At 71.5% G+C, this 17,281-nt stretch carries 15 protein-coding genes; 11 read left to right on the top strand and 4 right to left on the bottom strand.

Annotated elements, in window-relative coordinates:
- Positions 1-25: 25 nt before the first annotated feature.
- On the bottom strand, positions 26-406 hold the full coding sequence (locus tag ACFFBG_RS09645) for a hypothetical protein (protein WP_375478031.1): 381 nt from the start codon (positions 404-406) through the stop codon (positions 26-28).
- A 115-nt stretch (positions 407-521) separates the two neighbouring features.
- Between ACFFBG_RS09645 and ACFFBG_RS09640 the strand changes: the two genes are divergently transcribed.
- From ACFFBG_RS09640 to ACFFBG_RS09625, 4 genes are all read left to right on the top strand, one after another.
- Positions 522-1,451: a hydroxymethylglutaryl-CoA lyase gene (locus ACFFBG_RS09640; RefSeq protein WP_375478029.1), complete on the top strand. Its 930-nt coding sequence runs from the start codon at positions 522-524 to the stop codon at positions 1,449-1,451.
- A gap of 97 nt (positions 1,452-1,548) precedes the next feature.
- A complete protein-coding gene (locus tag ACFFBG_RS09635; protein ID WP_375478028.1) occupies positions 1,549-2,340 on the top strand; it encodes a DUF2786 domain-containing protein in 792 nt (263 codons plus the stop codon).
- On the top strand, positions 2,310-3,296 hold the full coding sequence (locus ACFFBG_RS09630; RefSeq protein WP_375478026.1) for a carbohydrate kinase: 987 nt from the start codon (positions 2,310-2,312) through the stop codon (positions 3,294-3,296). The genes ACFFBG_RS09635 and ACFFBG_RS09630 overlap by 31 nt, the downstream gene beginning before the upstream one ends.
- A 201-nt stretch (positions 3,297-3,497) precedes the next feature.
- Positions 3,498-3,656 (top strand): hypothetical protein, encoded by a 159-nt coding sequence (locus ACFFBG_RS09625; RefSeq protein WP_375478024.1) that lies wholly within the window; start codon positions 3,498-3,500, stop codon positions 3,654-3,656.
- 73 nt (positions 3,657-3,729) lie between these two features.
- On the opposite strand, the gene ACFFBG_RS09620 is transcribed toward ACFFBG_RS09625, so the two are convergent.
- Entirely contained in the window at positions 3,730-4,194 is a 465-nt protein-coding gene (locus ACFFBG_RS09620) for a hypothetical protein (protein WP_375478023.1), read from the bottom strand.
- Between the two features lie 101 nt (positions 4,195-4,295).
- Between ACFFBG_RS09620 and ACFFBG_RS09615 the strand changes: the two genes are divergently transcribed.
- From ACFFBG_RS09615 to ACFFBG_RS09600, 4 genes are all read left to right on the top strand, one after another.
- The gene (locus ACFFBG_RS09615; RefSeq protein ID WP_375478021.1) at positions 4,296-5,759 is read left to right on the top strand and encodes a hypothetical protein; all 1,464 of its coding nucleotides are present in this window, start codon (positions 4,296-4,298) and stop codon (positions 5,757-5,759) included.
- 75 nt (positions 5,760-5,834) lie between these two features.
- Complete coding sequence (locus ACFFBG_RS09610; protein ID WP_375478173.1) at positions 5,835-7,322, top strand: TldD/PmbA family protein; 1,488 nt, start codon at positions 5,835-5,837, stop codon at positions 7,320-7,322.
- 170 nt (positions 7,323-7,492) lie between these two features.
- Entirely contained in the window at positions 7,493-8,920 is a 1,428-nt protein-coding gene (locus tag ACFFBG_RS09605) for a metallopeptidase TldD-related protein (protein ID WP_375478019.1), read from the top strand.
- Between the two features lie 174 nt (positions 8,921-9,094).
- The gene (locus ACFFBG_RS09600) at positions 9,095-10,924 is read left to right on the top strand and encodes a phosphoenolpyruvate carboxykinase (GTP) (protein WP_375478017.1); all 1,830 of its coding nucleotides are present in this window, start codon (positions 9,095-9,097) and stop codon (positions 10,922-10,924) included.
- 86 nt (positions 10,925-11,010) lie between these two features.
- Here ACFFBG_RS09600 and ACFFBG_RS09595 read toward each other — a convergent pair whose 3' ends face one another.
- Entirely contained in the window at positions 11,011-11,400 is a 390-nt protein-coding gene (locus ACFFBG_RS09595) for an MmcQ/YjbR family DNA-binding protein (RefSeq protein WP_375478015.1), read from the bottom strand.
- 248 nt (positions 11,401-11,648) lie between these two features.
- Here ACFFBG_RS09595 and ACFFBG_RS09590 point away from each other — a divergent pair, with 248 nt between their 5' ends.
- Entirely contained in the window at positions 11,649-13,049 is a 1,401-nt protein-coding gene (locus tag ACFFBG_RS09590) for a hypothetical protein (RefSeq protein WP_375478013.1), read from the top strand.
- Complete coding sequence (locus tag ACFFBG_RS09585) at positions 13,025-14,491, top strand: hypothetical protein (RefSeq protein ID WP_375478011.1); 1,467 nt, start codon at positions 13,025-13,027, stop codon at positions 14,489-14,491. The genes ACFFBG_RS09590 and ACFFBG_RS09585 overlap by 25 nt, the downstream gene beginning before the upstream one ends.
- Before the next feature lie 15 nt (positions 14,492-14,506).
- Here the strand turns inward: ACFFBG_RS09585 and ACFFBG_RS09580 are convergent, their stop codons facing one another.
- On the bottom strand, positions 14,507-15,052 hold the full coding sequence (locus ACFFBG_RS09580; RefSeq protein ID WP_375478009.1) for an NUDIX domain-containing protein: 546 nt from the start codon (positions 15,050-15,052) through the stop codon (positions 14,507-14,509).
- A gap of 108 nt (positions 15,053-15,160) precedes the next feature.
- Between ACFFBG_RS09580 and ACFFBG_RS09575 the strand changes: the two genes are divergently transcribed.
- Entirely contained in the window at positions 15,161-17,194 is a 2,034-nt protein-coding gene (locus tag ACFFBG_RS09575; RefSeq protein WP_375478007.1) for a HelD family protein, read from the top strand.
- The last annotated feature ends 87 nt before the right edge of the window (positions 17,195-17,281 follow it).

Genomic DNA, 17,281 nt, shown 5'->3' with positions numbered 1-17,281 from the left:
CAGCGGCAGGTTGTGCGTGATGCGGTCAGTCGTCGCCGTCGGACTCGCCGTCGCCGTCGCCGTCGCCGTCGCCATCGCCGTCGCCGTCGCCGTCGCCGTCGTCGTTAGCGCCCTCGCCCTCGGCCTCCACGTCGTCCTGCCGCTCGTGCGGGCCGGGGATCGAGCTGGTGCCGTCGACCGCGGTGCCGTTGTACATGCCCTTGTCGACGTCGAAATCGAGGCTGTCGCGGTCGACGTAGCTCTGGTCGTCCTGGCCGTAGTCGCCGTCGGCGTCGACGTCGATGTGCACCTGCTCCTGGTCGTCCTCCTGCTTGGCGGCGCCGCCGTCAGCGTCCTCCTGCGCGTCCTGTTCAGCGTCCGGTTGCGCGTCCTGCGGCTTCGTCTCGCTGCGCTCGGTGTCCGGCACGACGGCTCCGTTCGGTCGAAGATGGGCTCCTCAGCTCGACCGTAAGCGACGAGCGCCAAACGTCAACCGCTGGCGCCGCGACGCCGCGCACGGCGTGCGGACTAGCGTCTCGATCGTGAGCGCACTCGACCTCCCCGACCGCATCGACATCCGCGAGGTCGGCCTGCGCGACGGCCTGCAGCTCGAGGCGCCCGTGCCGACCGACGCGAAGCTGGCGATGCTCGCCGCGCTGGCGGCGACCGGCGTGCGGCGGATCGAGGTGACCAGTTTCGTCTCGGCCCGGGCGGTGCCGGCGCTCGCGGACGCCGACGAGGTCGCCAAGCACCTCGACCGCTGGCCCGACGTCCGCTTCTCCGCGCTGGTCGCCAACGTGCGCGGCGCCGTTCGGGCGATCGACGCGGGCGTCGCCGACCTCGAATACGTCGTGTCGGCGGCAGACTCGCACAGCCGCGCGAATGCCGGCCGGCCCACCGCCGAGGCCGCGGCGGTCATCGACGAGATCGCCGCGCTGGCGCACGGCGCGGGCGGCTCGTTGGAGGTGATCATCGCAACCGCGTGGGACTGCCCCTTCGACGGCCCGACCGATCCGACGCGGACGCTCGACGTCGTCCGGGCGGCGCTCGCCCAGGGCGCGGACCAGCTGTGCCTCGGCGACACGATCGGCACGGTGACGCCCCGGCGCGTGCTCGCCCTGCTGGACGCCGTGCGCGCCGCCGCGCCCGGCCTCGAGGTCGGCGTGCACTTCCACGACACCCGCGGCACCGGTCAGGCCAACGCGCTCGCGGCGGTCCAGCACGGCGTCCGCCAACTCGACGCGAGCGTCGGCGGTCTCGGCGGGTGCCCGTTCGCGCCCGGCGCGAGCGGCAATATCGCCACCGAGGAGCTTGTCTACTGGGCCGAGGACAGCGGCGTGGCGACCGGGCTCGATCTCGACGCGCTGCTCGCCGCCGCCGCGGTGACCGAGAAGGCGATCGGCCACGAGCTGCCGAGCTCGCTGTACCGCGCCGGCGGCCGCTCCCGCCCACGCGGGCCGTACCCCGGCTGACGCCGCGACCGACTGAGCGGGCCGACCGGCCGCGTCCCGCGTCGCTTGCAGGGAGTGTCTGCGCGCCACGACGGCGCCCACCCACGACACTCGAGGCATGGTCGCCGCGCATGCCCGCCCGCTGCCCGGGCCGCGCGCGCAGACTTCGGCCGCAGCGTTCGGCGAGGCGATCCGTCTGTTGCACGCGGCCGCCCGGGAGCGCGCCGACGAGCCCACCGACCTGCGCCGGCTCGAGCCGCTGCTGCGCGGAAAGACGGCCCTGCTGCCGCGCACCGTCGACCTCGCCGCCGAGAGCGCCGTCGGCGAGGTGCTGCACGCGTTGCTGACCCACGGCTGGAGCCCCCGGGAGCTGCACTCGTTCGCGGCGCGCCGCCTCGATCCGCGCGCATTGGACTACCTCGCCGACGCGCTCGCGGCGACCACGCAATGGGCCGCGCGGGTGCCCTGGGCGGACCAGTTGCGCGAGCTGCGCTTTCGGTTCTGGTGGTCGGCGGCCGAGCCGCACCTCTCCCAGTGGGCGGTCCGGCACTGCGCCCTGCGCGCGGAGGCGTTGCGGGTGGTCGTCGACGTCCTCGCACTACTGACGTCCCTGCCGCGCACCGACCTGCAGCTGCTGGCCGTGCCGGCTGCCGCGGCGGCGCGGCCCGGCGCGGTGGTCCGCGACGCGCGGATCGTCGCCCGCATCGACGCGCTGCTCGCCCGGGCGAACGCCAGCACGTTCCCCGCCGAGGCCCAAGCCTGCGCCGCGAAGGCGCGGCAGCTGCTCGAGCGGCACGCGGAGCCGATGGCCGAGCGCCGCCCGAACGGTGTCGCCGAGCTCACGCGCAGCGTCACCCGCACCGTCGGCGCGGCGGTGGGATGGCTGCGCCGGTTCGCGCCGCAATCGTGAAGCCGCGCGGCGGGCTCGTGGTCATCGGCGAGGCGCTGATCGACCTGGTGGAGACCGGCGATGACGACCCCCGGCTCGCGCGCCCCGGCGGCAGCCCGTACAACGTCGTCCTTGGCCTGGCCCGGCTCGGCCGGGCCGTCCAGTTCGCCGGGCGGCTGTCCGGCGACCCGCTCGGCGTCGTGCTGCGCAATCACGCGCTGCGCTCGGGCGTCGACCTGTCGCTCGCCGTCGACGCGCCCGAGCCGACGACGGTCGCCCTGGTCGAACTCGACGCCGCGGGAGTGGCCGCGTACCGGTTCGGCGTCGAGGGGACCGCCGACTTCCGCTGGACCGACGCCGAACTCGCGCGCGTCCCGGACACGACACGGCTGGTCCACTTCGGCTCGTTGGCCTCGTGGCTACCGCCTGGGGACGCGGTGATCGAGCGCCGGGTCGGCGAGCTGCGCGCGGGCGGGGCGCTCGTCACCTACGACCCGAACGTCCGACCCCGCCTGCAGCCGGACGCCGGCGCGGCACGGGCGCAGGTCGAGCGGGCGGTGCGGCTCGCACACGTCGTCAAGACGAGCGAGGAAGACCTCGCCCACCTCTACGGGCCGGACGCCGCGCCGGCCGAGGTGGCCGCCGGCTGGCTGGCGCTCGGCCCGGCGCTCGTCGTCGTCACCCGTGGCGGGGACGGCGCCGTCGGCGTCACCCGCGACGGCATGGTCGAGCGGCCGTCCGTGCCGGTGGAGGTCGTGGACACCGTCGGCGCGGGCGACGCCTTCATGAGCGGGCTGCTCGACGAGCTGGTCGGCGGCCGGCTCGACCGTCCGGCTGAGCTGGAGCGGCTGTCGCGCGAGGCCGTGGCGGCGCTGCTCGACCGGGCGGCGTTGGTGGCGGCGGCCACCTGCGCCCGGGCCGGCGCGAACCCGCCGCGCCGGGCCGAGTTGGAGCGCTGGGCGGAGTCGAGGGGCTGAGTCGCGCCGAACCGCAGCGCGCGCAGCCAGCGGACCGGCAGCACCCCAACTCTAAAGAAGTCTAAAAACTCTAAAGGACTCTAAAATCTCGGTTGCTACGGAAGCGGTGTTCCGTGAACCCACCGAAGCGGCCGGCCGGCACATCGGGGCAGCCGCGCTCGAGGTGATGGTCGAGGGCGCGGGCCGTCGAAGATGGCAGACGTGCAGCAGCGGCTCGACGTGGACGTCAACTACGCCAGCCAGTACCGCTTGCGGCTGATCGCCGCCGAGTTGATCTACCCCACCCGCCGCGGGTATGTGGATTTCGCGTTGCCGTACCTGCGCGAGTACCTGCGCGACCACGCGGCCACGGACGTCTGACGGTTGATCATGAGGATGACCGGTGCTGCGGGCTCGACGGGTGAGTCCGGACAACCCGCCGTCGGCCGTGGCGTCACTCGGTCGGCGGAGGGTCGGCGAGCGGCGCTCCGTGGCGCCGGTGCCCCGCGTCGAGCACTGCGCCAAGCGACACCCCTGCCAGGATCAGCGGGATGAAGATCCACAGGGCGTAGGCGACCCCCTTCGCGCCAAGGACGAGCAGCACGACCGCGTAGAGGACGAACGGCGTCACCAGCGCGGCCACGCACCGCGCCCGCACATCGCTGTGTCCGCGGACGAGCGCGAAATCGGCGGCGCTGGCCCGCCGCGGACGCGGCTGCAGCGGCGGCAATTGCAGCACCCGCGGCGCTCCGACGGCCGCGTCTGGCGAGCCGCCGGAGGACTCCTCGGTCGGTCGGGGACTGGGACGAGCGCCGGAATCAGCGTGTCGACCGCGCGGAACGTCCTCGGTGAGCACCGCGGCCGGCGCGTCGGCGACGTCTGGGTCCTCGTCCGCGCCGGGTGCCGAGTGCCGTCCCATCCGCCCAGTGTCGCAAACAGCGCATGCTCAACCGGCGCAACGAAACGCCGTCTACACTCCGGCGGCACATTTCCGCCTTGCGTTGACGAGCAGGAGACGCCGTGTCCAAACGCCTGCGCTGGCGGGTCCGGCCTTGGGCCGTGCTCGTCTGCCTCTCGCTCGCGTTGACGGCGTGCGCGACGACGATCAACGGCAAGCCGAGCGTCGGCAACGCGCCCAACGCGCACCTGAACGTGAAGGGCACCGACGGCGGCGCGTTCGACACCACCGTCCAGAACGCGCTCGCCGACATCGAGTCGTTCTGGCGGACGGAATACCCGAAGATCTCCGGCGGCAAGAGCCTGCAGCCGTTGCGCGGCGGGCTCTACTCAGTGGACGGGTTGAAGGTCGCTGAGACCAAGCAGCTGAGCGGCCCCGCGGAGCAGAACGCGTGCGCGCAGAAGAGCATCGCCTTTGTCATCGACAACGGCGCCTTCTGCACCCTGGACGACTCGATCTCCTGGGACCGCTCGCCGACCCATCTGTTCGCCCGGCTGGCGCAGAAGTACGGGCCGCTCGTTGTCGCGTTGATCTTCGCCCACGAGTTCGGCCACGCGATCAGCTACCGGCTCGGAGTGTTCAACAAGGACCTGCCGACGATCGACACCGAATCCCAGGCGGACTGCGCGGCCGGGGCGTGGGCGGCGTCGGCGCTCAAGGGCCAGGACCCGCACTTTCGCAACGTGACAGCGGCCAAGCTTGACAACGCGCTCGAGGGCTACCTCGACGGTCGGGACGGCACGCCGACCACGCTGCAGGACGTCTCACACGGCAATGGGTTCGACAGACTCTCAGCCGTCGCCGACGGCCTCGACAACGGCCCGACCTACTGCTTCTCCAGCCGTTACTTCGATCGCACTTTCACCGAGCGCCCGTACTCGGATCCGCAGGATTACAGCCAGGGCGGCAACAGCCCGCTGAGCGAAGTGCTTGCACCAGAGTCGTCCAACTACTTCGCGCAGGACCTCAACCGCTTCTGGGTCAAGGAAGCCAAGACGGTGTCAAAGACGTTCACGCCGGTGAAGCTGGCCGCAGCAGAGCATCCGAAGTGCGGCGCGGCGGCACAGAGCGAGTTTGGCTACTGCGCCGCCGACAACACCGTCTACTACAGCGCCGCGTTCGCCAAGACCATCTACGACAGCCTGCCGGGCGTCGACATCGACGACACCAACGGCGACGTGACGCTGGTCGACAACCAGCCCGGCGACTTCGCGGTCGGCGTCATGATGGCGATTGGCTGGGGACTCGCGGTACGTCACCAACTGTTCCAACGCTCCACCGAGGACAAAGCAGCGCTCATCGCCGCGATCTGCTACAGCGGTTCGTATGCGAAGGATGTCAACATCCGCCAGGATCAAATCACCGATCAGAAGATCTACCTCTCGCCCTCTGATCTGGACGAAGCCGTGTCCGCAATGCTCGACCAGGTGGGCAAGCCCGAGGCGTTCGGCGCACGCGGCACCAGCGGGCTCGACCGGGTCCAGGCGTTCGTGAAGGGTTACAAGGACGGCTTGTCCAGGTGCTGAACAGCGCGACGGCGAGGCTCGCAACCGGACGGTACATTCTGCCTCGTGCCTGTGCTCGACCCCTTGTTTCTTGCCATGCCGTTGCGCGGGCTCGCCGGCGCCGCCCTGGAGCGGGCTCGTGAGCTTGGCGCGGCGCACGCCGACTTCCGCCTCGAGCGCATTCGCACCGGCGCGCTGCGGGTCCGGGACGCCCGGCTCGACTCCGCCAGCGACACCGAGGAGGTCGGGCTCTGCGTGCGGGTGGTGCACGAGGGCACCTGGGGCTTCGCCAGCGGCATCACCCGGACCCTGGAGGCCGCCGTCGCGCTCGCCGAGCGGGCCGTCGAGACAGCCAAGATCAGCCGGGTGCTGCGCGGCGCGCCGGTCGAGTTCGCCGACGAGGACGTGCACACCGAGGTCGAGTGGGTGTCGGCCTATGACCTCGACCCGTTCGCGGTTTCGGAAGGCGATCGCATCGGTCGGTTGATCGAGCTGTCCGAGCGGCTGCTTGCCGCCGACGGGGTGGATCACGTCGACGCGTCGGTGCAGTACGTGCTGGAGAACAAGTTCTACGCCGACACCGCCGGCACCGTCACGACCCAGCAACGCGTGCGCGTCGACCCCGACTTCACCGCGGTGCATGTCGATCGCGGGGCCGGCACCCTCAGCACGATGCGGACGCTCGCCCCGCCGGCGGGCCGCGGCTGGGAGTACCTCGCCGGCTCGGGCTGGGACTTCGACGCCGAGATCGCCGAGCTGCCGGGCCTGCTCGCCGAGCAGGCGAAGGCGCCCAGTGTCGACGCCGGCCGCTACGACCTGGTCATCGACCCGACCAATCTCTGGCTCACCATCCACGAGTCCATCGGACACGCGACCGAACTCGACCGCGCGCTCGGCTACGAGGCGGCGTATGCCGGCACCAGCTTCGCCACCCTCGACAAGCTCAATACCTTGAAGTATGGAAGCTCGGTCACGAACGTGGTCGGCGACCGTACCGTGCGGCACGGTCTGGCGACGATCGGCTGGGACGACGAGGGCGTGGCCGGGCAGCAATTCGACATCGTGCGCGACGGCGTCCTCGTCGGCTATCAGCTCGACCGCCAGATGGCCGCCGCGAACGCGGGCGCGCTCGGCAACGACCGCAGCAACGGGTGCGCGTTCGCCGACTCCGCCGGCCACATCCCGCTGCAGCGGATGGCGAACGTGTCGCTGCAGCCGGCCCCGGACGGCCCGTCGGTCGACGAGCTGGTCAGCGGCGTCGAGCGCGGCATCCTGGTGCGCGGGGACAAGTCGTGGTCGATCGACATGCAGCGCTTCAACTTCCAATTCACCGGCCAGCAATTCCACCGCATCGAGAACGGCCGGCTGGCGGGCCAGCTGCGCGACGTCGCCTACCAGGCGACGACCACGGACTTCTGGGGCTCGATGGAGGCGGTCGGCGGCCCGCAGACCTATTTGCTCGGCGGCGCGTTCAACTGCGGCAAGGGGCAGCCCGGCCAGGTCGCGCCCGTCTCACACGGCAGCCCGGCGGCGCTGTTCCGCGGCGTCAACGTGCTCAACACCCGCAGCGAGGCCGGCCGGTGAGCGAGCGTCTGCGAGCGAGCAAGTGTGGCAGCGCGGGCGAAGCCAATCACCGAGCGCAGCGAGGTCAGCGGTGAGCGAGCGTCAGCGAGCGAGCCAATGTCGCAGCGTAGGCGAAGCCAATCACCGAGCGCAGCGAGGTCAGCGGTGAGCGAGCGTCAGCGAGCGAGCCAATGTCGCAGCGTAGGCGAAGCCAATCACCGAGCGCAGCGAGGTCAGCGGTGAGCACCGACCCGCGCGAGCTGGCCGAGGCAGCGCTGGCCGCGTCCACCGCCGACGGCTGCGTGGCCATCGCCACCGAGCACACCGAGGCCAACCTGCGCTGGGCCGCCAACGCGCTGACGACGAACGGCCAGATGCAGACGCGCTCGGTCACCGTCGTGGCGACCTTCGGCGAGCGCGCAGGCGTGGTCACTCGGGCGATCAGCAGCCTCGAGGAGGTCGACGACCTCGTCCGCGCCGCCGAACAGTCGGCCCGCGACAGCGAACCGGCCGAAGACGTCGCGCCGCTGGTTGCGCCCTACGACCACCCGGACGAGTGGGCCGCCGATCCGCGCGGCACCGGAGTCGAGGTCTTCGGCGCCTTCGCCGGCGAACTCGGCGAAACGCTCGGCCAGTGGCGTGCGGCCGACCGCCTGCTCTATGGCTTCGCCGAGCACCGGCTGGACAGCACCTTCCTGGCGACGTCGACCGGCCTGCGCCGGCGCGTCGACCAGCCGGACGGCCGGCTGGAGCTGAACGGCAAGTCCGGCGACCTCGCGCGCTCGGCCTGGGCCGGCGTGTCGACCCGGGACTTCGCGGACGTGGACGTCGTCGCGGTCGCCGACTCGTTGACGCGCCGACTCGACTGGGCGCGGACCTCGCTCGACCTGCCGCCAGGCCGCTACGAGACGATCCTGCCGCCCACCGCGGTGGCCGATCTCATGATCGACGCCTACTGGAGCATGTCCGCGCGCGACGCCGAAGAGGGCCGCACGGTCTTCTCGGGGCCGGCCGGCGGCACCCGGGTCGGCGAGCGGCTGTCGTCGATGCCGCTGACGCTTCGCTCGGATCCCGGCGCCGTTGGACTGCAGTGCGCGCCGTTCGAGATCGCGCGGGCGTCCTCGACGGGCGTGCAGTCGGTGTTCGACAACGGCGCGCCGGTGCCGGCAGCGTCCTGGCTGACCGACGGCGTGCTGACCGAGTTGGCGCGCAGCCGCGCGTCGGCGCTGCCCTGTGGCGCCGCGGCCCGGCCGTACGTCGACAACCTGATCCTCGAGGCCCGCGGCGCCGAGGCGTCGCTCGAGCAGATGATCGCCGACACGGAGCGCGGCCTGCTGCTCACCTGCCTTTGGTACATCCGCGAGGTGGACCCGCAGACGCTGCTGCTCACCGGCCTGACCCGCGACGGCGTGTACCTCGTCGAGAACGGCCAGGTGCGCGGCGCGGTGAACAACTTCCGGTTCAACGAGTCGCCGGTCGACCTGCTCGGCCGGGTGACCGAGGCGGGCGTCACCGAGCGGACCCTGCCGCGGGAGTGGAGCGACTACTTCACCCGCGCCGCGATGCCTGCGCTGAGGGTTGCCGACTTCAACATGTCAACGGTGAGCCCTGCCTCCTGAGCGGGCGGCCGGACACGCGCGAGACACCGCAGATGTGAGCAGTCTTGCATTTCGCCGATTAGTTCTGTAAACGCTCCCGGCGTTACGGTTGGGAACACCCTGCTGCGGCCCGCACGGGTATGCCCACGCTCGACTCGCGCGCCGCGTGGTTCACCGGCGAGGAGACATCTGCAGATGACGGCCAGCACCATTCCCGGTCTCGATAGCGCGCCGACCAGCCACAAGGGCCTGCTGGCCTGGGTGCGCGAGACGGCGGAGCTCACCCAGCCGGAGCGCATCGAGTGGGTGGACGGCTCGCCCGAGGAGTGGACGCGGGTCACCGACGCGCTCGTCGAAAGCGGCACGTTCGTCCGGCTGAACGACGACAAGAAGCCGAACTCGTTCTGGTGCGCCTCGGACCCGACCGACGTCGCGCGCGTCGAGGACCGGACGTTCATCTGCAGCCGGGACCCGAAGGACGCCGGGGCCACCAACAACTGGATGGACCCGGACGACATGAAGGCCATCATGATCGAGCGCTTCCGCGGCTCGATGCGTGGCCGCACGATGTACGTGCTGCCTTACTGCATGGGCCCGCTCAACGCGGACGAGCCGATGCTCGGCGCCGAGATCACCGACTCGGCCTATGTGGTCGCCTCGATGCACATCATGACCCGGCTCGGCACGAAGGCGCTGGAGCTGTTCACCAAGGACGGCGTCGAACAGGGCTTCGTCCCCGGCCTGCACACCGTCGGCGCGCCCCTGCAAGACGGCGCAGCCGACGTCCCGTGGCCGTGCAACGACACGAAGTACATCGTCCACTTCCCCGAAGAGCGGCTGATCTGGTCCTACGGGTCGGGCTACGGCGGCAACGCGCTGCTCGGCAAGAAGTGCTACTCGCTGCGGATCGCCTCGGTGAAGGCGCGCGACGAGGGTTGGCTCGCCGAGCACATGCTCATCGCCAAGGTGACGAACCCCGAGGGCACGGCGCGTTACATCGCCGCGGCGTTCCCGTCCGCGTGCGGCAAGACCAACCTCGCGATGCTCGAGCCGACGCTGCCTGGCTGGAAGGTCGAGACGATCGGCGACGACATCGCCTGGATCCGGATCGGCGACGACGGCCGGTTCTACGCCGTCAACCCGGAGAACGGCTTCTTCGGCGTGGCGCCCGGCACCGATTACCACACCAACCCCAACGCGATGCGCACAATCGCGAAGGGCGGATCGATCTTCACCAACGTCGCGATGACTGACGACGGCGACATCTGGTGGGAGGGCATGGGCGAGCCGCCGGCGCACCTGACGTCCTGGAAGAAGCAGGATTGGACGCCCGACTCCACCGAGCTGTCCAGCCACCCGAACTCGCGGTACTGCACGCCGATCTCGCAGTGCGACACCCGCGCGCCGGAATGGGACGACCCGCAGGGCGTGCCGCTCGACGCGATCTTCTTCGGCGGCCGCCGACGGGACACCGTCCCGCTGGCGACCGAGGCCCGCGACTGGCAGCACGGCGTGTTCATGGGCGCGACGCTGTCGTCCGAGACGACCGCCGCCGCCACGGGCGCCGTGGGCGTCGTGCGGCGTGACCCGATGGCGATGCTGCCGTTTATCGGTTACAACGCCGGCGACTACTTCGCGCACTGGATCGCGACCGGCAAGAACGCCGACGCCGACAAGCTGCCGAAGATCTTCTACGTCAACTGGTTCCGCCGCGACGCCGACGGCAAATTCACCTGGCCGGGCTTCGGCGAGAACATCCGGGTGCTGAAGTGGGCGCTCGAGCGCATCGACGGCACTGCGGCCGCGGTCGACACCCCGATCGGGCGGGTGCCCACCCCCGAGTCGATCGACACCGCCGGCCTCGACATGGACGACGAGGCCCTGCGCACCTCGCTCGCCGTCGACGCCGAGGAGTGGAAGGCGGAGATCCCACTCATCGAGGAGTGGTTCGACAAGATCGGCGCGGCGCTGCCGTCGTCGATGCGCGACGAGCTCGACGCCCTCAAGCAGCGCCTCGGCGGCTGAGTTCACGTCTCTGCGCCGCGTCAGTGGTCACTTACGCGGGTCAGTGGTCAGTCCTAGGCGACCACCGTCGCGGTAAATGACCACTGTCACCCGGCGAGGAACTGGGTCGCCAGCTTCTTCGGCGCGCGCAGCAGCCATGAGTCGGTGATCAGCTCCTCGAGTTCCGGGAACTCGATGCGGTCGAGCAGGACGAGCACCGCCGCGTAGCCGTTGAAGTGCGGGATCGTGAAGATCGCGTCCGGATTGGCCGCGATCAGCGCGTGCTTGACGCCCTCGTCGGCGACCCGGACGCCGAGGATGTCGCCCTCCGGCGCGGCCGTGCCGAGCTCGACCAGCGCCGCGAGGTCGCTGGGCCGCAACGGCCGTTCCCAGGCGAACAGCTTGTTTCGCACCTGCCATTTGGTCGTCCGACCGGCCTGCTCGACCGTCTCGGGCAGTTCCGACGCGATCCGCCGGACGTCGTCCCAGGTCGCCATGGACGGCAGCCTAGATCCGAAGCCTGACCCGGTGGTGGTGCCGGGTGCGAGGGTTAGTGTGGGACGGCTGGAGCGGTCGACAACGTCAGGAGCGGACCACCCGTGAACGAAGCCGGCACCGCGATCGACGTCGTCGTCGTTGGCGATTGTGCACACGTCGGCCTGCCACCGGCTGCCGCGGAAGACGGGCGACTCTGACGGCATCCGGCTGGGCTGCCCACCCCCATGCTGACCCGCCCGACAACACCATGACCTCGTCGCGCCCAGCTACCCGCCCGGCCCGGCTCGTCAACAGCCTGCGGCGGCAGTTCGTGCCTGGCGGCGGCGTCCGTGTGACGCCGCTCGAAGCCGCACTGGTAGTCATGCTCGCCGCGCCGCTTGCCTTCTTCCGGTTGGGCGCCGCCGCCGTGCACGCCAGGGTCTGGGCTGAGGACGGCCGGATCTTCCTACAACAGGCCGACATCGACGGGCCTTTTCGCGCCGTGACCATCAATTACGCCGGTTACCTGAACGCGGTTCCCCGGTTGGCCGCGGCGTTCGTCCACCCGTTCCCGGTTCGTTGGTGGGGAGCGGGCATACACGTCGCGGACGCGCTCGTCGTGGCGTGGGTTGCTCTCGTGGTCTACGCAGGCCTGTCCGACCATGTCCGATCCCGGTTCGGGAGAGGACTCGCTGCGCTCTATGTCGTCCTCGTGCCGGTCGGACCGGAGATCACCGGTTCAATCGCCAATATCCAGTGGTACCTCGTGGTGGGCGCGGTGGTTGCGCTGCTTTGGACTCCGCGCAGCTGGTGGGGCTGGTCCGCGATCTGCGTCACGACCTTGGCCGTCACCACCACCAGCCCGCTCGGCGCCGTGGTGTTCGGCTGCGCACTAGTGCGGTGGGGCCTGCAGCGTGGACGGGGTTCGCTGGTCGTCCTCCTGGTGACCGCAATCGGTTTCGCGGCCCAGACGGCGGAGATGCTGCACAGCCCGCAGCGCGAAGTCGCCAACCTGCTCCACGAGTACGGCGCGTCGGGCGTGGCGCGCGGGTACCTGGCCCGCGTCGCCGGTGACGGAGTGCTCGGTATGGACCGCCTGCCGGCTGGGATGGGCACGAGCGTCGTCGCGGGCGCCATCGTCGTGCTCGTACTGGCCGCCATGGTGCTGGTCGGGCTAACACGCCGCTGGTCCGGCCCTTGGGCGGTGGCGGCGCTGCTGCTCGCCCTCAGTGTCGGCACCTACCTGCTTGGCGTTCTTCTCCAACCACTCCCGCTGCCGCTGGGCAATGCGATAGTGGCCGGCCGTTACTACTCACTGCCAGCCCAGTTCCTCGTCCTCGGGCTCGTTGTGCTCGGCGTCGGAGTTCTCGAGCGTCGTCCGATTTCGCCGAAGGCGGGGCCTATGGGCGTCGGCGAGCGGGGCGCTCGCACCGCGCTGCAGCTGGCCGTTCTCGCCCTCGTCGGCGCTCTGGGATTCGGGATGATCACGACCTACAACGAGGCCGACCTCCGGGGGCGCAACAGCACGCCGACGTGGTCCCACTCGGTGCGGCTTGCGGCGCGCACGTGTCAGGAAAGCCCGCAGCGGCAGCGTGTCACGGTGCCGATCCTGCCGGTCAGCCCGATGTGGGTCGTCCGGCTGCGGTGCAGTTCGCTTCGCTCGGGATGATCATGGGACGGCACAACGCCGAGCTCCCGGCAGGCGCAGATCCCGCCGACACCGTCGCCCCGCTCACGTGGCGACGGCGGGTCGAACGCCACGTGCTGCCACCGGCCCGGGTAAGGGTGAGCGCGACAGAGCTGGCGGTCGTGCTAGCAATGGCCTCGCTCGCGGCCTTCTTCCGTCTGGGCACTTCCGCCCTGCACGGGCGGCTGTGGGCCGAGGACGGCGCAATCTTCTTGCAGCAGGCTGTGCGTCACGGCCCCCTCGCGCCGTTCAGCTACCGCTACGGCGGGTACTTGAGCACAGGACCGCGCCTCGTCGCCGCGGCCCTTTACCCGCTGCCGTTGCGTTGGCAGGGCATCGGCATGCACCTCGGCGCCGCGGTCTTTGAGGGCGCGCTGGCCGCGCTGTGCTACCTGGCCCTGCGCGGCCACGTCCCGTCGCGAGCGCTGCGCGCCGCCGTCGCCCTCTGCCTGGTGGCTGTCCCGGTCGGCTCCGAGGCCGTCGGCTCGGTGACGAACCTGCAGTGGTTCCTGATGCCCGCCGCCGTGATCACGCTGTTGTGGACCCCACGGCGTGCTCTCGGGTGGGCGGCGATCGCGGCGTGTTGCTTTCTCGCCGTCACCACCAGCCCGTTCGGGGCCATCGTGCTGGTCGCGGCGCTCGCCCGCCAGGTCCTGCAGCGCCAGGCCGGCGCCACCTGGGTGCTCGTGGTGACTGCCGTGGGGGTGGCGATCCAGTCCATCGCCATGGCCGGGGCGCCGCGGACGGGCGCGGCGGCGCAACTGCACTTCGGCGTGCGGCCGGGCTCGCTCGTGGCCGGTTATCTGCGCCGGGTCCTCGGCGACGGCGTGCTCGGCGAGGCCCGTCTGGCTCCGCAGTCGACCCAGACTTCGGTCACCGCCGGCATCGTGGTGCTGGTCGGGATTCTCGCGCTCGCCCTGCTGACGTGGCGACGGGGCCGGGACCCGGCCGGGCTGTGGGTCGTCGGCGTGCTGCTGACGTTCAGCGCGGTGACCTATGCGGTCCCCGTCATCACGAGCGGGGTCTCCACCGCGTTGCCCTACTACGGTGCCCGGTACTACGTGACCCCCGCCGTGCTCGTCGAGGCCGCGATACTGATCCTGGTGGGCCAAGTCCTGCCCCTGCGACGGCGGCAGTCGCCGGACGCGCGACCCGGCTCGGGCGCTCGGCACGTCCGACCCGTGCTGGCGGTGGCCCTGGCGGCCGCCGGCGTCGTGGCTCTCGGATACGGACTGATCTCGTCGTTCGACCAGTCGAGCGTGTTCGACCGCGACCGCGGGCCGTCCTGGTCGTCGAGCTCGCGCCTGCTCCTCCGCCAGTGCGTCGGCCGCCCGGACACCACCCGCGTCACGGCCGAGGTGCTGCCGATCGGGCACGGCTGGTTCGTACGTCTGTCCTGCGCCGAGGTCCGCGCACGCAGCTGACCGTCGGCCCGCCGGCTACCGTGCCTGCACGGTGTCGTAAAGGCACAGCGCCGCCACGCTGTGTCCGTCGGTGAGGTCCCCACGGCGCACCATGTCGCGCAGCGCGGTGTCCGAGCGCCACTCGTGCACCATGTCGGCCTCGGTCGACTCGCGCGCCGGCTCGCCGGGCGTCAGCCCGGTGGCCAGGAAGACGTCGTAGCCCTGCGAGCAGAAGCCGTAGGCCGTGTGGAGGCGGCCGAGGTGGGTGAGCCGGTCGGCGCGCAGGCCGGTCTCCTCGCGCAGCTCGGCCGCCGCCAGCTCCGCCGGGCTGCCGTCGTGCCCGGCGGGCCAGCCGCCCTGGGGGAACTCCCATTCGCGACGCCCGACCGGGTACCGGTATTGCTGCACCAGCCAGAAGCCGTCGTCCTCGCGCGCGAGCACCACCACGAAGTCGGGCTTGTCGACGACCGAATACAGTCCGCGCGAGCCGTCGGGGAACTGCACCTCGTCCTCGCGGAGGCGCAGCCACGGGTTGCGGTAGACCTCGCGGGTGGACAGCTGGCGGATCTCGTCGGTCGGCACCCGCCCAGCCTGCCCGACCGCGCCGGCCCGGCGCGCCGGCGACAGCCTGCTACTGCGGAGCGGCCGGCCCACGAATCCGCTTGCGCGCGCCCGTAGCGTTGACTGACCGTGGCCGCCGATCCCGCACTGCTCGCCGAAGTCACCCACCTCGAGCTGGCCCGCGAGTGCCTCGCCGCGATGCGCGAGTCCGCCGACCGCATCGCCGACTACGGCGTCGACGAGCTGGCCTCGCACGCGCTGGGCAAGCTGCGCGCCAGCCGGCTCGCCGCGCTCACCGCCGAGCCGGACGCGCCGCCGTTCTTCGGCCGAATCGACTGCGACCCCGACGCTGGCACCGACGGCAGCGCCGGCGTCGACGGCCACCAGGCAGAAGTGCTGCACATCGGTCGCCGACACGTGCGCGACGAGGTCGGCGACCCCGTTGTCGTCGACTGGCGCGCCCCTATCGCCCGCGGCTTCTACCGCGCTACCGCCGACGATCGCATGGGCGTGCGGCTGCGCCGCCGATTCGGTTTCCACGAGGGCGTCCTCACCTCCATGGAGGACGAGCACCTCGAGCGCGGCCAGGCGCTGGGACTGGCTTCTGACCTGCTCCGCGCGGAGATCGAGCGTCCGCGAGTCGGCCCGATGCGCGACATCGTCGCGACGATCCAGCCCGACCAGGACGAGCTGGTGCGCGCCGAGCTGGACACTTCGCTGTGCATCCAGGGCGCGCCCGGCACCGGCAAGACGGCGGTCGGCCTGCACCGCGCCGCGTACCTGCTCTACACCTATCCCGATCGGCTGCGGCGTTCCGGCGTGCTGGTCGTCGGACCCAACGCCGCGTTCCTGCACTACATCGCCCAGGTGCTGCCGTCGCTCGGCGAAGGCGGCATCACGCAGAGCACCGTGCCCGATCTGCTCCAGTTCACGGCGACGGCCGCGGAATCGGCCGATCTCGCCGTGCTCAAGGGCGACGCCCGGCTGGCCGACGTGCTGCGCCGCGCGGTGCTGGCTCACATCGCGAAACCGGCGCAGGACGTCGTCGCCATCGTCGGCACCCGGCGCTACCGGGTCGGCGCGCACCATCTGCGCCGGTATGTCGACGACGCCCGCCGAGCGCTCGACAACGGGCTGCGCTGGACGACGGCCAGAGAGCGGCTGCGGATGCAGGTCGCGGAGGACGTCCGCCGTCAGCGTGAAGACGCCGGCGGCGCGCCGTCCGACGCGGAAACCGCGAAGATCGCGCGCTCGCCGGCTGTCAAGGACTGGGTGGACGCGGTGTGGCCGGCGCTTGCTGCGCCTGCGCTGCTGGCCCGCCTCTACGACGAGCCGGGCTTCCTGCGGCGCTGTTCGACAGCCACCTTGACCGACGACGAACGCGCTGCGCTCTACCGCCGCGCGCCGACGTCGCTGCGCTCGGTGAAGTGGACGAGCGCGGACGCGGTGCTGCTCGATGAGCTGCACGGCCTGCTGCACGGCGTAGACACCTTCGTGCACGCCGTCGTCGACGAGGCGCAGGACCTGTCCGCGATGCAGTGCCGCGCGGTCGGCCGGCGCTGCCCGCTCGGCTCGGTGACCGTGCTCGGCGATCTCGCGCAGGCGACGACGCCGTGGGCGCCGGGCGATTGGCGCCGCACGCTGGAGCTGCTCGGCCACCACGCGACGATCAGCCCGCTGACCACCGGCTACCGCGTCCCAGGCGAGGTGCTCGAGATCGCCAACCGGCTGCTGCCGCACATCGCCCGCGACGTGCCGCCGGCGACGTCGGTCCGGGCCGGGGTCGCAGCGCTGCGCTTCGCGCCGCGGTCGGACCTCCTCCCGGCGACGCGCGAATGCCTCTTGGCCGAGGGCTCGCTCGGCGTCCTCGTCCCGGACGCGCAGGCCGACGCGGTGCTCGCCGAACTGCGCGCCGCCGGCGTCGACGCGCATCCGCTGGCCGACGGCGACGACCCTCGGGTGGCGGTCGTGCCGGCGTCCGCGGCGAAGGGCCTGGAGTTCGACTCGGTGATCGTGGTGGAGCCCGCCGCCATCGTGGCCGCTGAGCGGCACCGCGTCGACGGGCTGCGCCGGCTCTACGTGGTGCTCACCCGCGCGGTGTCCCGGCTGCGGGTCGTCCACGACGAGCCGCTGCCATCCGAGCTCGCCGAGGACGCCCAGTGACGGCGGTCACGGATATGGTAGGAACCCCTGCGTAGTTCGGCGGCGCCACACCCCCGGTACCAAAGACACTGCACAGACGTGTACGAC

This window comes from uncultured Jatrophihabitans sp. (assembly GCF_964251945.1).
Taxonomy (GTDB): Bacteria; Actinomycetota; Actinomycetes; order Mycobacteriales; family Jatrophihabitantaceae; genus Jatrophihabitans.
The sequence above is the reverse complement of the archived record's forward strand: the minus strand, read 5'-3'. Positions and strand labels throughout refer to the sequence as shown.

What these genes read in the sequence shown, in the direction of transcription:
- ACFFBG_RS09635 (WP_375478028.1), top strand. Translation starts at nt 1,549, where the DNA reads ATGGTCGCCGCGCATGCCCGCCCGCTGCCCGGGCCGCGCGCGCAGACT.
- ACFFBG_RS09630 (WP_375478026.1), top strand. Translation starts at nt 2,310, where the DNA reads ATGGCTGCGCCGGTTCGCGCCGCAATCGTGAAGCCGCGCGGCGGGCTC.
- ACFFBG_RS09620 (WP_375478023.1), bottom strand. Translation starts at nt 4,194, where the DNA reads ATGGGACGGCACTCGGCACCCGGCGCGGACGAGGACCCAGACGTCGCC.
- ACFFBG_RS09610 (WP_375478173.1), top strand. Translation starts at nt 5,835, where the DNA reads ATGCCGTTGCGCGGGCTCGCCGGCGCCGCCCTGGAGCGGGCTCGTGAG.
- ACFFBG_RS09605 (WP_375478019.1), top strand. Translation starts at nt 7,493, where the DNA reads ATGTCGCAGCGTAGGCGAAGCCAATCACCGAGCGCAGCGAGGTCAGCG.
- ACFFBG_RS09600 (WP_375478017.1), top strand. Translation starts at nt 9,095, where the DNA reads ATGACGGCCAGCACCATTCCCGGTCTCGATAGCGCGCCGACCAGCCAC.
- ACFFBG_RS09595 (WP_375478015.1), bottom strand. Translation starts at nt 11,400, where the DNA reads ATGGCGACCTGGGACGACGTCCGGCGGATCGCGTCGGAACTGCCCGAG.
- ACFFBG_RS09590 (WP_375478013.1), top strand. Translation starts at nt 11,649, where the DNA reads ATGACCTCGTCGCGCCCAGCTACCCGCCCGGCCCGGCTCGTCAACAGC.